The following is a 13,095-nucleotide window of genomic DNA, read 5'->3' on the forward strand; positions in this document are numbered from 1 at the left end:
AAAAGAATCCTATCACCTTTGAAAAGGGATAGGATTCTTTTGTGAATGGGTATCACTTTTTTGCTGCTTGTACAGTTACTTTAATAGTAACAGATTTGTTACTATAAGTAGCTTTAATGGTAGTGCTTCCGGCAGATTTAGCCGTAATTACTCCTTCATTTACAGAAATGATATTTTTATCATAGCCACTATATTCTGCATCTGCAGTTACATCAATAGTAGAATTTTTCTTCCCTTTGTTATTTAACATAGCTGTAAGCTTAAATGTTGATGATTTATTAACATCTATTTTAATATGCTTTTTATCCACTTTTAGATTAAGGATTTTAGGCAGAGATGGTGGTGACTCTTGTTCCTTCAAGTCAACTTGAATAATAATTGGGTCATGGTCAGAAGCACGTCCATGAATATCCATATAGTTAGCGTTGATATGAATCATATCCACTGCTGTTTTTTCTACTAAATTATTTGTTATTAAAATATGGTCTAAGACTTGGTTGTTCCCTTGATAGTAATAGGAGAATCGTTCACCTGCAGGAACCTTCTCTACCATATTAGTTAATATTCCACCCTTTAAAGCTGCTAATGCAGGAGTAAATTCAAAGTCATTCATATCTCCGGCCACTATCACCTTCAAGTTAGGGTCTTTTGCTTGTCCTGCTTTTACGAAATTGTTAATCATAGTCGCAATCTCGATTCGCTCAGCCTCTGAACCTAACAAAGGTGGCTGGTTTTTCCCGAATAAAGGTTGATCTCCACCCTTAGAATTTAAGTGAGCACCGATTACAACTACTTTTTCACCTTGGAACTCAAATTGTGCAGCAAGGGGCTTACGGGTATTTTCCAAAGGTAAGTCTAAAATACGTCCAGGATTTAAAGTGAGATTTCCTCCCTCATCCCAAGCAACCGAATCAGTTGAACTTCCTTTCGTACCCTCAGAAAGTGTTACCCTTTCCGGGTTGTATAGGTAGCCAACTCGAATATTTCCCCCAGGTTGTCCACCATCACGATTATATTCAGGTGCAATATCCGTCCATGCATACGCAGGTCCGCCTTCCTCCACAATGGCAGCAATTAACCGCTCATAGCTCGCAGAAGCATCGGAATTTCCAGAGTCAGTAGGACCGTCGTTATCTTGAACTTCTACTAATGTAATAATATCTGGGGATTTCATATTTTCAACAAATGATCGTGCAATTTTTACAACCTTCTCGTTTGGTGTGCTTTCGATGTTAGCGGAGAAGTTCTCTATATTATAAGCAGCGACCGTCAGCTTCTCTTCGCTTGGAACGATTTCTGTTATCGTAATAGGTTTTTCAACACGAGTGATAGGTGGGAGCGATTCCTCATCAGTCCATAGCTTAAAGTTTCCAAAACCAAAGCCCATGACTCCGACAATCTCCTCTGTAAAATAATCACCAGATTTTGCATCATAGTTCTCATTATCGATTAATACTGTAATTCTTTCAGGGTTATAGTCATCAGCAGAAATATTAATACCACCTAGAGCATTAAATGTAGTATTAACCGAGTTGCCAGCCACGACCACAATTTCACCATAATCTTGAGGTCCAACGACTTTTGCATTTGGCACAGCTAGGCGCATTAACTCCACGGATTCCCAAAAGTCTATTCCATCCTCAAAAGGATCGAAGGAAGTCAGACCATCGTTATCAATAAGCTCTGTCGGAGGATGAATATCCTCTCCGATTACTAATGGTTCTGGTAGCTCTGCAGTTCCTGTTTTAAGTGTTTCAGTAGCTCTGATTCTAGTGATTGGTAGGTCATTTGCTTTCATGTCAGAATAGCCATCGTAATACCATTCCTCTACTGTCCCGGCAACTGTCACTAAGTCGCCAACCTTTAAACCATTAGAGCTTTTATTAACAATAATTGCTTCAGATGTATGGTGGTTATCATCTGGGTTGATATCCTGAATAACAAAATTAGCTGAATTATACAAGTGTGTTACTACACCAGTAACATTTTGTACAGTCGCACCTTCATAATCAGAAAAGTGACCTTGTCCTTGGATATCACGAATAGAAAGGTTCTGTGTTTTTAAAACGTTATACGTAAATGTAAAAATTTCAGAGGTAGTGTCTCCAATTGCGATTGCTTTAATCGTTGTATCTTTTGTTAATGTAATTGGTTCGGTATATTTTGTACTTAATACCGTTGGGGCAGAGCCATCTAGTGTGTAATAAATACTTGCATTATCCCAAGGAGTTGTTAATGTAATTTCTGTTCCTTCAGAGACAGTTCCGGGGTAAATATTTGGATACACGGCAGGCTTGTTTACTTGCTCAAAGCTTTCTAAACCAAGTGTTTTAACTTGGTAAGTAGTGTTAAAAATGGATCCAATACCTGATACATTAATTAGATCACCATTTTTATATTGCTTAGTAAAGGTTTCATAATCAAGACCGTTGCGATTATCATTGCGAATAATGATCGATTCACCGTTTTCGTGTGTGGCAGTGAATTCAAAAGTTCCGAAATCATTAACCGCTGTTAAATTAGAAATCGTTACATTATTTAATAGTATTCTTTCTCCTTGTGTCTGTTCATTGACTCCCGCAGGTGTTATTTCTTGAACAGACGGTAAAGGGTTACCAGAAGAGAGCTTTTTTATAGTAGTAGGCTGAATTTGCAGCTCTCCACTATATGGGCTAACCTTTCCTTCTAATTCAACGATATCCCCTGGTTCTAAATCAGCAGAGCTAGTATATGCATAGAGACCACCAGTTTCATCTTGAATATAGAAAGCTTTACCTCCCCAATAGCCAAGACCAGTTGTCACGGTTCCAGTCACACGTATCACTTTATTTTGGTCTGTAATAGCTCGCGCTTCTGCAATATTGTCCACTATTTCAACGTCAGTCGGCGGGGTCTCTCCTTCAGAAATTATAGTATAGGCACTTGCGCTTCTCATGCCAGGAACTGAGAAATAGGCAGCCAAAGTTCCTGTTACCGTAACTTCACTTTGGAACAAGCTTGGATTGTCTACTAAATTTAGTCCAGAACGTACAGTACCGGTCGGAAGTTGTACTGGGAGAATATTAGCTGGATCAGTCTCTTCCGGAGAATCAGCTAAGCCAATATTGGTTGCTACAGTAAAAGGAGCTTCTTGGTCGTAAGAACTTCCAGAGGATGCGGTACCTACTATATATCCTTGAACAGTTGCATTACCAGTGTTATTAGAGATAGCTTCCGCTACAGAAATAGGTTCAGCAGCTTCGACTTTGGATACAGAGAGAAAAGGAATAACCATGGAAACAATTAACAGTAGCGAAAGGAATATCTTGCTAACTGCACTTTTATCGCTCACTCTTTTTATCATACATTCACTCCTAGGAAAATATTTTAAGTTCAAAAGGAGTATAGCAGAGGATTATTGCAAAATTATTTAATTTCCATAAATTTTTAGTTTTTTTATTAAAAACAGGAGAGAAGTAGTGATTGAGGAAAAGTAAGGGGTATAAAAGGATTATTGTTAAATGGTAATAAAGAATCTTTAGAACTCACGTGGAATAATTAAATAGTATTGTACTATATTTATCTATTTCGAATTTTAATAGTTGTAATCATCAGAATTTATTGTATAATTTAAATTAGTTAAATAACTAGGCAGAGACGATGAGATGAAAGCCTAAATGTAAGCCTTTTTGAAAAGGCTTACATTTGGCGTTCATCTTTATTTTTTTGCCATTAACACAACAAAGGGGGATTTAAGGTGATGAAAATGACGGGGCTAGTTGCAAGTATGTTGCTTGCGGGAAGTATTTTAGCTGGTTGTGCAGGGGACGATTCAAGTGAAGGAGGAAGTGGAGGAGGACGAATAACTCTTTATTCTCCTGAAACACCTGATTTTACTAAAGAATTAGCAGCTAAATATGAAGAAGTTCACGGTGATAAAGTTGATGTTCAATACGCTGGCACCAACGTTCTTGTGAATCAAATGCTAGCAGAAAAAGATAATCCAAAAGCTGATGTATGGTATGGAGGAGGAGGAATACTACCTTTTGAAGCAGCTGTAGAGCGTGGTATTTTGGCAGAATATATTCCAGATTTTGCAGCAGATTGGGACATAGTTGAAGATGGCATTAAGATGAAGCATGAAGATGGAAAGTATGTTGGAATCGAAATTTTCGTTCTAGGGTTTTCATATAATACGGAGTTAGTAACTGAGGAAGAAGCGCCAAAAACGTGGGAAGATCTGTTAGATCCTAAGTGGGAAGGAAAAATTCAATTTCCTAATCCAGCAGCTTCTGGGACTGCAACATTAATGGTTATGGACCAAATGATGAGAAAGGGTGAGGATGAGGCTTGGAAGTACTTTGAGCAATTAGTTAAGCAATCTAACTCTATGCCAGACTCTGGTTCCGCCCCAACTAAGGGGGTAGCGATGGGAGAAGCTCATATTGGTATTGGCTTTGACTTTATGGCTTATGAACAAAAAAGTAAGGGAGAAAGTGTAGACTTCATTGTTCCTGATCAGACACCAGTTCTTGTAAACCCAGCTTCCTTAATAGAAGGAGGTCCCAATGCTGAAGGCGGTAAGAAATTTATTGACTTCTTGTTATCAGAGGATGCTCAGCAAATTATGGCAGACTGGTATCATATCCCAATTAATCCGAATGTAGAATCTAAAACACCATTGAATTTAGAAAAAGTTAAAGAGGTAGCGGTAGATTTAGATATAGATTGGGTTAACGAAAACTACGACAGAGTAAGAAACGAATGGAAAGATAAATTTCAATAAATAAGGGTGAATATAAATGGGATCAGTAAAAATTAGTAACATCACGAAAAAATTTGGGGACGTTACTGCACTTCATGATATTAACCTTGAAATCAAGGAGGGCGAGTTTTTCGCTCTTCTTGGTCCTTCGGGATGTGGGAAAACGACCACTATGAGATGTATTGCCGGTTTTGAAAGCCCTACTTCAGGAAAAATTTACATAGGGGACAATGAAGTAGAGAACATTCCTGCAAATAAGCGGAATTGTGGCATGGTTTTTCAAAGCTATGCATTATTTCCTCATATGAATGTATTTGACAATGTTGCCTACAGTTTAAATATTAAAGAGCTAAACTCTAGTAATCCTGTTAAACAGTTAGGGATTTACGCCCGGTTATTGAATAAAAGATTAGGAAAGACACCAAAAGCAATACATGAGAAAGTGATGAAAATTCTACAATACGTTGAGTTAGATAAATATGCGAATCGTCTAACTAGTGAGCTTTCTGGGGGGCAACAGCAAAGGGTTGCCCTGGCTAGGGCATTGGTGATGGAGCCAGCCGTGTTATTGATGGATGAGCCACTTTCAAATCTTGATCAAAAGCTACGTCACTCGATGAGGAATACGATTAGATCCATACAACAGGATTTAGGAATCACAACTATTTTTGTTACACACGACCAAGAAGAGGCGATGAGTATGGCCGATCGAATTGCAGTGATGGACAAAGGGGAAATCGTGCAAATTGGAACACCAACAGATTTATATAGTAATCCATCTACACCTTTTATAGCTGACTTTGTTGGTACTTCCAATATATTAAAGGGGAAAGTTATAGGGGAAGAAAATGGCTTGCTTATTGTTAGTGGAGATGGTTTTCAATTGAAATCCTCCAATAAGTCTGCTAAGGAAGAGGTAGATATTATTATACGTCCGGAACACGTAATGGTAGAGCCTGTTCATAGTTTAGTAGATTCTTCAACAACGAATGTTGTAGTTGGAAAGGTGATTATGTCAACTTATTTAGGGTCGATTGTTCGCTACGATGTCAAGGTTGGAGAATATCAATTAATCGTGGATACAACTTATTCTACAGGTGCTAATATATTCGAAGAAGGAAGAGAAGTAAAGCTAACAGTAGAGTTTGAAAGGGTGCTATTGATATGAAGAAGTCATTAAAAAATTTCAGTGGCTTGTCAGTAGTAAAAATATTTATATACGTTTTTTTTGGCCTTTTCATGCTACTACCATTATTTTCAGTGTTTCTTGTAAGCTTCACAGGACAGCCAATAAATATTTTGGGTTCTATAACAGACCCTTCAATTTTTAGTTCAACTATTGAAAAGTTAAAAGGATCGTCGTTAGAGAACTATAAAAAGATTTTTACAAACTCTGGGTATTTAGATGCCTTAAAAAATAGTTTATATTTAGGTTTTTTAGTAACAGTTATTGTCATTACCCTTTGCATTCCTATGGCCTATGGGATCGCACGGACTAAAATGCCCTTTAAAAAGACAATTTCCGCATTATGTACAATTCCGTTAATCGTACCTACTTTTATATCTGCTTATGCTTTTATTATAATGTTTGGCAGAGCGGGTTGGGTAACTGAAATATACAACCTATTAGGTGGAGAAGGAATGTTAATCGACCCGTATTCTATGACAGGAGTAGTCATGGTACAAGTGTTTTTCTTCTTCCCTTACGCATTGTGGCCATTAGTTGCCGCTTTTAAAATAAGCGACATTAGTTTAGAAGAAGCTTCGCAAAACTTAGGAGCAAAGAATTGGTTCACATTTGTCTTTGTAACTTTCCCATTAGCACTACCAGGCATTATTTCTAGTGCATTATTAATTTTTACGGTGAGTTTTTCAGATTTTGGAACCCCGATTGTGCTAGCTCCGAAAGAGTTAAACCTTTTGGTAGTAGAGGCTTATCGAGAAATAGCCGGCTTCTTCAACTGGGGTGGTGCTGCTATTTTAACAGTAGTCATGGTCATTGTTGCAGCATTCTTTTTCTGGCTTCAACACCTATTTACGAAAAGTAGAAATTATGGTTCTGTTTCTGGTAAACCAAAAAAACAAAAATTAATAGAAAATAAATTATTAACAAGATTACTGTCGGGTTACTCTTTTTTAGTAGTTTTAATCCCTCTTTTCGCTATGTTATCTGTAGCATTACAATCTGTTGCTACTACTTGGGGAAAAGATTTACTGCCTAACGGTTATACCCTTAATCACTATAAAACAATTTTTTCAACCTCTATGGGGAATATACAAAACAGTATTATGCTAGCGACCGGAGCACTTGTATTAAGTGTTATCATAGCAACCTTTGTATCTTACTTTGTAGTAAGACAGAATTCATCTAAGTTAGATTTCATGGCATCAATACCTTTAGTTGTCCCTGGTATTGCATTTGGGATAGCTTTGATTCAAACATTTAACACAGCTCCATTGCAGTTAACTGGTACTGCCGTTCTACTAATCATTGCCTATACGATCCGAAGACTGCCCTATATGGTTAGGTCTACTATGGGAGCGATGAGAGCAATTAAGCAGGACATTGAGGAGGCCGCTATCAATCTTGGAGCAACACCTTTAACTGCTGCTATAACTATAGTTGGACCGCTTATGCTCCCTGGAATAGCTGCTGGATCCGTTTTAGTATTTATAACCGTAATTAAAGAGGCGAGCGTATCCATACTACTGGCTCCTCCTGAATGGGCACCAATGAGCTTAGCTATATTCCAAAATATTCTTCGTGCTGAGTATTACTCAGCTGCAGCGATGTCGATTGTTCTTATTGTACTTGTGCTTCTACTACAAGGTGTAGCTAACTTCTTATCAAGAAAACAACAGTTATAGGTTATTGGAGTGAAAAATTTGAATGGATATATTTTTGATTTAGATGGAACTATTTATATTGATAATGAGATAATCCCTGGAGTCCCAGAGGCTATTAAAAGTTTGAAGGAAAGAGGGGACAAAGTAGTATTTCTTACAAACAAATCTATTGCAAGTAGAAAAGATTATGTAGAAAAGTTAAAAGCTTTAGACATTGAAGTGAGATTAGAGGAAGTTATTAACTCAAATTATATTACTGCTCTGTATTTAAAAAAGGTTATGAAACCAGAAGACTCGGTATATGCAATTGGAGAAGCACCACTATTTGAAGAACTTAGGGAAGGAAACATAAAATTAGCGGATTTCTCCGCTAAAGCTTCCCATGTCGTTTTAGGATGGGACAGGGAGTTTAATTACGACAAGCTAAACCAGGCATATCAAGCGTGGAGAAATGGAGCAAAAATTATAGCTACGAATCCTGACCGAACCTGTCCCGTTAGTGGAGGGGAAATACCTGACTGTGGAGCAATGATCGGTGCTCTAGAAGGAGCAACAGGAGAGCCGATCAAAATCATCACGGGAAAACCGTCCGCACTTATGGCAGATTATGTACTAAATAACGTTTTGCAGATGGAAGCTTGCAATTGTTTTATGATTGGTGATCGATTAGAAACTGATATAAAAATGGGAAATGATGCTGGGATGCAATCTGTTTTAGTTATGACAGGAATTACAACACCAACCATGTTAGAAAATCCTGAACATAAACCTAAATATATTTTAGAGAGTGTAAGGAATATACTTTCTTTATAAATTAAAATTCCACATCTCCGGTACTCCAGCGGAAATTGCTAAAGCTCCATTTTCTAAGGCTTGATGTACCTCTGAAATGTTATCTATAAGGCCACCAGCTATTATAGGGAAAGTAAGACTTGTACAAAGCTGGTCAATTACCTTTGGCATAATACCAGGCATCACTTCTACAGCATCTGGACGACAGGAATTAACCATTTCTATTCCTTTAGTAACTGCATTACGATCGAGCAAAAAAATACGTTGGATTGTCATTAGTCCTACTTCTTTAGCCAACTTTACTACATGGCTCTTTGTAGTAATAATACCAGTCGGTTTCCATTGATCTGCTACGAAGGTTAAAGCCGTTTTTGAGCTAGAAATGCCATCTATGAAATCTAAGTGAATGAAAACGTATTTGTTTGCCTGCTTTATTTTATTTATGTGTTCGCCTGCTGTCATCAGATTTCCAGTAAGAAGAAAGACAATATTCGCCTTACTGGTAATTGCTTGCTTTAAATCCTGCTCATTAGTCACTGCAGCAATTATTTGGGACTCTACCATGTCTACTAAACTCATAAGTGCTCACCTTTTCTATCTTTTGGTTATTATGATTATATCATATTTAAATTTTTCTAAATAATATAAAATTGGTCAGAGAATTCAGAGAAGACCATTACAATACTTGCCTAGGGCAAGTTTATTGTAATGGTCTTTTTAATGTGAAGGAGATAAAAATGAAGAAATTTTCATATGAAGAAAGAAACGTACTATTATCAACCCTTGAGGGAACTACATATGACGTCATAGTTATTGGCGGAGGCATTACTGGAACTGGAGTAGCTTTAGATTGTGTCACGAGGGGTTTAAAGGTATTAGTAGTAGAGATGCAGGATTTTGCTGCAGGAACTTCCAGTAGGTCAACCAAATTAGTCCATGGCGGTCTTCGATACCTAAAACAGTTAGAAGTAAAAATGGTTGCTGATGTTGGTAAGGAAAGAGAAATTGTTTATTTAAATGCCCCTCATGTTACTCATCCAGAGTGGATGCTATTACCTATCTATAAAAAAGGGACATTTGGAAAATATTCGACTTCTGTCGGATTATTGGTATATGACTTTTTAGCAGGAGTTAAAAGACATGAAAGAAGAAAAATGTTAAATAGGAATGAGACTATTCAAAAAGAACCCTTACTTAAGCAAGAAAGTTTATTAGGTGGAGGGTATTATGTTGAATATAGAACTGATGATGCAAGGCTTACGATAGAAGTTGCAAAAAAGGCATTTGAAAAAGGAGCAGACTTACTTAATTATGTAAAAGCAGAGAAGATGATTTATACGGATGATGGAAAGATTCGTGGAATAACTGTGATAGATCAATTTTCAGAAACTAAAATAAATATTTTCGGGAGAAAAATAGTTAATGCATCAGGACCTTGGGTTGAAAAAGTAATTAGTTTAGATAAAAAAATAGCAGGTAAAGGTTTGTTGCATACAAAGGGTATTCATATAGTAATAGATCAGCAGCGATTTCCATTAAGACAGTCCGTTTACTTTGATACACCTGATGGAAGAATGGTATTTGCTATTCCTAGAGATGGTAAAACGTATGTTGGGACAACAGATACTATTTTTGAGGGTGATTTAGTTAATCCGTGTATTGAAAAGAGCGATCAAGAATATTTAATTCAAAGTATTCATTTTATGTTCCCTGATATAAAAGTAACGATAGATGACATTGAGTCTAGCTGGGCAGGAGTTAGACCATTGATTCGAGAGGAAGGAAAGGGGCCTTCTGAAATTTCAAGGAAGGATGAGATTTGGACATCTGCAACTGGTCTTATAACGATTGCAGGGGGAAAGTTGACTGGATACCGAAAAATGGCCGAGACTATTACTGATATATTATGTAAGGATTTGAAGAATGAAGATATTATAGTTGGCCATTCTATTACCAAGAATTTAAAACTATCTGGCGGAGAATTTGATAATTTAATGGACTATGCTAGTTATACAGCAAAGAAAGCAAAAGACTTAGTAGATCTTGGCTTAACCAATAAAGAGGCAGTTAAGCTGGCTGCAATGTATGGTAGTAACACGGATGGAATTTTACGACTAGCAGACAAGGTTTTGAAAGAAACAAATTTACCATTGGTTATTAAACTAACTCTTCATTATGCTATAGAGCATGAGATGGTTATAACTCCAGTAGATTATTTATTAAGAAGGACAGGAAGCATCTTATTTAACGTTTCTTCTGTACAAAAATGGAAGCTAGAGATTATTGAATATATGGCTTTAATATTCAATTGGGATGAAAAAACAAAAGAGTATATGTGGGCTGACCTGGAGTTGAAACTACATCAAGCAACCAACTATAGTAATTAGAAAATGACTATTAAAAACATAAATAGATTAAGTAATTTGGTTGAAACCCTTTTTCCAACTTTGTTTATGCGATTTTTTTAATATAAATAGAGCTTTATAGACGAATGAAAGCAGATTCCATTTATTGATTGTAGCGACAGACGGCGACTCCCTCTTAAAATGTAGTCATACCAATGGTTTATTACGTATTTTAAAGTGAAAAAAATTCGTCTAACTGACCTTTTCCACCCTTTATAAACCACTTATTTAAAATATTGGAAACAAAGTCTGCACTCCGCTAAATATTCTGGTTAAAAATTCCATAAATATACCTATTCTTGGAGTCCCTTATTTCTAATTATTCAGGCACCACAACAGGCTTTAATTTAACTAGAATCGAGTCAGTATCTAATCCTTCTCGCTCATGCTCTTCTACTACCCAGTTAATAGAAAGAAGCTGTCTTAGAGTACTTAATTGTTGGGGGTTAAGCTCTAATAATTCAAACGTATTATCGACAATTTTATAGTCCTGTTCCTCTAGTTTGTTGAATTTCATTTTAAGTAAGTTCCTTAAACCATTAAAAGTAATATAAATTTGACGGAGTAACCATTTTCCAAGAGCTCAATAAATTGTTGTTTATCTTGGTTGTAAATATTAAGTAATGTTTCATATTCGGTAGAAAAAGTCTCCTCCCAGGAACGACCATCTAAACAATCTAGTAATTCCTGGTTGGATACGCCATTACTTCGTAAGGATTCTAGTAAAACTGCTTCCATCGTTGTTAGTTTTATATTTTTCATATTGTCACTCCCTAATGTGTTTATCTATTCCATTAAGTATATCAAAACAAATGAACAAACAACCCCAGATTTGTTTATACAATTTGGGGTTCTCAATTTATTTATTTAATTTCCATACTGCAAAGTTTAATCCTAAGGCAAAGGTTACTGGAAGTGCATCCCACTTAATCAGGTGGGAGTTTATATGTAACTTTCCCTTTTTCATCAAGGAACTCTAATTTAGGTATATCGTTTTCGTCAACAACCATTCTTATGCGTGAATTCCCTTTGCTATCCATTAGTTGTACCGAAATATCTCCATTTTCGGCTTTACCCATATATGCTCGTTGAACACTCCCCGCATACTCTTTCTCTATTGCTTCTTCTTTTTCTATAGTTGTAAGATCCGATTTCTCAATTTGATTAGTTCTCTTTATCATTTCTCCAAGATTTTTATTTGGTCTATCAAAAATGGCAAACCCATAATTATGATTCCCGTTTTCGCCTACATACCTCATTTGTACAACTTGGTCCTGTTTATATTGGTCAAAGGTAAGTGAAGCAAAGGCACTGTAATCTCCATTTTCCTTAACTTCATTCCCATAAATTAAGCCGCCGCATTCATCACCCTCTGCATTATAAAACATTAAGCCTGAAATAGGATCATTTTTCCTGTGACCTGGAAGAATATCTACCCCATCCATTATAGCCGGTGGAATATTATCATCATTAAACAAGGAAAGTCTTACTTTTCCAGACTTATCAACAATATTTAAACGTTCTGTGTCAATCTTTGAAAATCTCTCGTTCTGGTTATGTAACACCATTTATCCCCCCACTATACATTTTGTACTATTAAAAATATATTCGGTAAGTTGAAAATTAGCCTTTAATTTTTATCCTAATTAAACTGTTTTAATATGATATTTCGCAACGTCATCATAATTTTTAAGACTTATATAAACCTATATATTTTATTAATTTACATTAATTGTATCAAAACAATAGGTTAAAAAACACCAGATTACAAAATCTGGTGTTCTCAATTTATTTATTTAACTTCCATACTGCAAAGTTTAATCCTAAGGCAAAGGTTACCCATCCGATGTACGGTACCATTAATGCGCCGGCAGTAGTATCTTTCTTTTGGAATTCATATGCTGTCATGGCTATGGCACCTAATAAAATGGTCATTTCAATAAGTGCTGTTCCTCTAAGACCCCAACGGAAAAACAAGAAAGACCATAAGAAATTTAAACCTAGCTGTAAGTCATAGAGAGGAATTGCAGGTGATTCCTTATCCCCTTGTTGAACTTTTTGATCAGCTCGATATTTGGCTAGTCCCATCATTGCGTATAAGGACGTCCATACTATAGGGAAGACAGGAGCAGGGGGAGCGAAGGAAGGCTGTTTAAGCTTTTTGTATTTTTTTTGTGCATTACGATTGGCTAACCAGCCTGTAATAGAGCCTCCTATAACAGGTACTAGAATGCTAATAGCTAGTTTTTTTTTTATCTAACTCACCGTTTACTTTTAATACTTCCATTTGATTACCTCCTAAATAGT

The 13,095-nt window shown here is 36.4% G+C and carries 11 protein-coding genes; 5 read left to right on the forward strand and 6 right to left on the reverse strand.

Annotated features, from left to right (window positions below):
- Positions 1–52: 52 nt before the first annotated feature.
- Positions 53–3,343: a DUF6359 domain-containing protein gene (locus MKY09_RS02200; protein WP_342567460.1), complete on the reverse strand. Its 3,291-nt coding sequence runs from the start codon at positions 3,341–3,343 to the stop codon at positions 53–55.
- A gap of 396 nt (positions 3,344–3,739) precedes the next feature.
- On the opposite strand from MKY09_RS02200, the gene MKY09_RS02205 reads away from it, so the two are divergent.
- The 4 genes from MKY09_RS02205 to MKY09_RS02220 are packed head-to-tail and all read left to right on the forward strand — an operon-like array spanning position 3,740 to position 8,404.
- Positions 3,740–4,765 carry an extracellular solute-binding protein gene (locus MKY09_RS02205; protein ID WP_251553627.1) on the forward strand — a complete coding sequence of 342 codons (1,026 nt, stop codon included), beginning with the start codon at positions 3,740–3,742 and terminating at the stop codon, positions 4,763–4,765.
- A 16-nt stretch (positions 4,766–4,781) separates the two neighbouring features.
- Positions 4,782–5,912: an ABC transporter ATP-binding protein gene (locus tag MKY09_RS02210; protein WP_251553560.1), complete on the forward strand. Its 1,131-nt coding sequence runs from the start codon at positions 4,782–4,784 to the stop codon at positions 5,910–5,912.
- Entirely contained in the window at positions 5,909–7,612 is a 1,704-nt protein-coding gene (locus MKY09_RS02215) for an iron ABC transporter permease (protein WP_251553559.1), read from the forward strand. The genes MKY09_RS02210 and MKY09_RS02215 overlap by 4 nt, the downstream gene beginning before the upstream one ends.
- 9 nt (positions 7,613–7,621) lie before the next feature.
- Entirely contained in the window at positions 7,622–8,404 is a 783-nt protein-coding gene (locus MKY09_RS02220) for an HAD-IIA family hydrolase (RefSeq protein ID WP_342567461.1), read from the forward strand.
- Here MKY09_RS02220 and MKY09_RS02225 read toward each other — a convergent pair.
- Entirely contained in the window at positions 8,399–8,962 is a 564-nt protein-coding gene (locus tag MKY09_RS02225) for a glycerol-3-phosphate responsive antiterminator (RefSeq protein WP_251553557.1), read from the reverse strand. The two genes, MKY09_RS02220 and MKY09_RS02225, sit on opposite strands and share 6 nt — an antisense overlap.
- A gap of 158 nt (positions 8,963–9,120) precedes the next feature.
- On the opposite strand from MKY09_RS02225, the gene MKY09_RS02230 reads away from it, so the two are divergent.
- Entirely contained in the window at positions 9,121–10,770 is a 1,650-nt protein-coding gene (locus MKY09_RS02230) for a glycerol-3-phosphate dehydrogenase/oxidase (protein WP_342567462.1), read from the forward strand.
- Between the two features lie 337 nt (positions 10,771–11,107).
- On the opposite strand, the gene MKY09_RS02235 is transcribed toward MKY09_RS02230, so the two are convergent.
- The 4 genes from MKY09_RS02235 to MKY09_RS02250 all read right to left on the reverse strand — a co-directional run bounded on the left by MKY09_RS02235 (position 11,108) and on the right by MKY09_RS02250 (position 13,044).
- Positions 11,108–11,305, reverse strand: coding sequence for a hypothetical protein (locus MKY09_RS02235; protein ID WP_342567463.1), 198 nt, complete (start codon positions 11,303–11,305; stop codon positions 11,108–11,110).
- Between the two features lie 14 nt (positions 11,306–11,319).
- On the reverse strand, positions 11,320–11,550 hold the full coding sequence (locus MKY09_RS02240) for a hypothetical protein (RefSeq protein WP_342567464.1): 231 nt from the start codon (positions 11,548–11,550) through the stop codon (positions 11,320–11,322).
- 164 nt (positions 11,551–11,714) lie between these two features.
- Complete coding sequence (locus MKY09_RS02245; RefSeq protein ID WP_169359069.1) at positions 11,715–12,356, reverse strand: hypothetical protein; 642 nt, start codon at positions 12,354–12,356, stop codon at positions 11,715–11,717.
- A 220-nt stretch (positions 12,357–12,576) separates the two neighbouring features.
- Positions 12,577–13,044 (reverse strand): TspO/MBR family protein, encoded by a 468-nt coding sequence (locus MKY09_RS02250; protein WP_342568205.1) that lies wholly within the window; start codon positions 13,042–13,044, stop codon positions 12,577–12,579.
- Positions 13,045–13,095: the final 51 nt, after the last annotated feature.

Source organism: Psychrobacillus sp. FSL K6-4046, assembly GCF_038624605.1.
In the GTDB taxonomy this organism is placed as follows: Bacteria; Bacillota; Bacilli; order Bacillales_A; family Planococcaceae; genus Psychrobacillus.

What these genes read in the sequence shown, in the direction of transcription:
- MKY09_RS02200 (WP_342567460.1), bottom strand. Translation starts at nt 3,343, where the DNA reads ATGATAAAAAGAGTGAGCGATAAAAGTGCAGTTAGCAAGATATTCCTT.
- MKY09_RS02205 (WP_251553627.1), top strand. Translation starts at nt 3,740, where the DNA reads ATGAAAATGACGGGGCTAGTTGCAAGTATGTTGCTTGCGGGAAGTATT.
- MKY09_RS02210 (WP_251553560.1), top strand. Translation starts at nt 4,782, where the DNA reads ATGGGATCAGTAAAAATTAGTAACATCACGAAAAAATTTGGGGACGTT.
- MKY09_RS02215 (WP_251553559.1), top strand. Translation starts at nt 5,909, where the DNA reads ATGAAGAAGTCATTAAAAAATTTCAGTGGCTTGTCAGTAGTAAAAATA.
- MKY09_RS02225 (WP_251553557.1), bottom strand. Translation starts at nt 8,962, where the DNA reads ATGAGTTTAGTAGACATGGTAGAGTCCCAAATAATTGCTGCAGTGACT.
- MKY09_RS02230 (WP_342567462.1), top strand. Translation starts at nt 9,121, where the DNA reads ATGAAGAAATTTTCATATGAAGAAAGAAACGTACTATTATCAACCCTT.
- MKY09_RS02235 (WP_342567463.1), bottom strand. Translation starts at nt 11,305, where the DNA reads ATGAAATTCAACAAACTAGAGGAACAGGACTATAAAATTGTCGATAAT.
- MKY09_RS02240 (WP_342567464.1), bottom strand. Translation starts at nt 11,550, where the DNA reads ATGAAAAATATAAAACTAACAACGATGGAAGCAGTTTTACTAGAATCC.
- MKY09_RS02245 (WP_169359069.1), bottom strand. Translation starts at nt 12,356, where the DNA reads ATGGTGTTACATAACCAGAACGAGAGATTTTCAAAGATTGACACAGAA.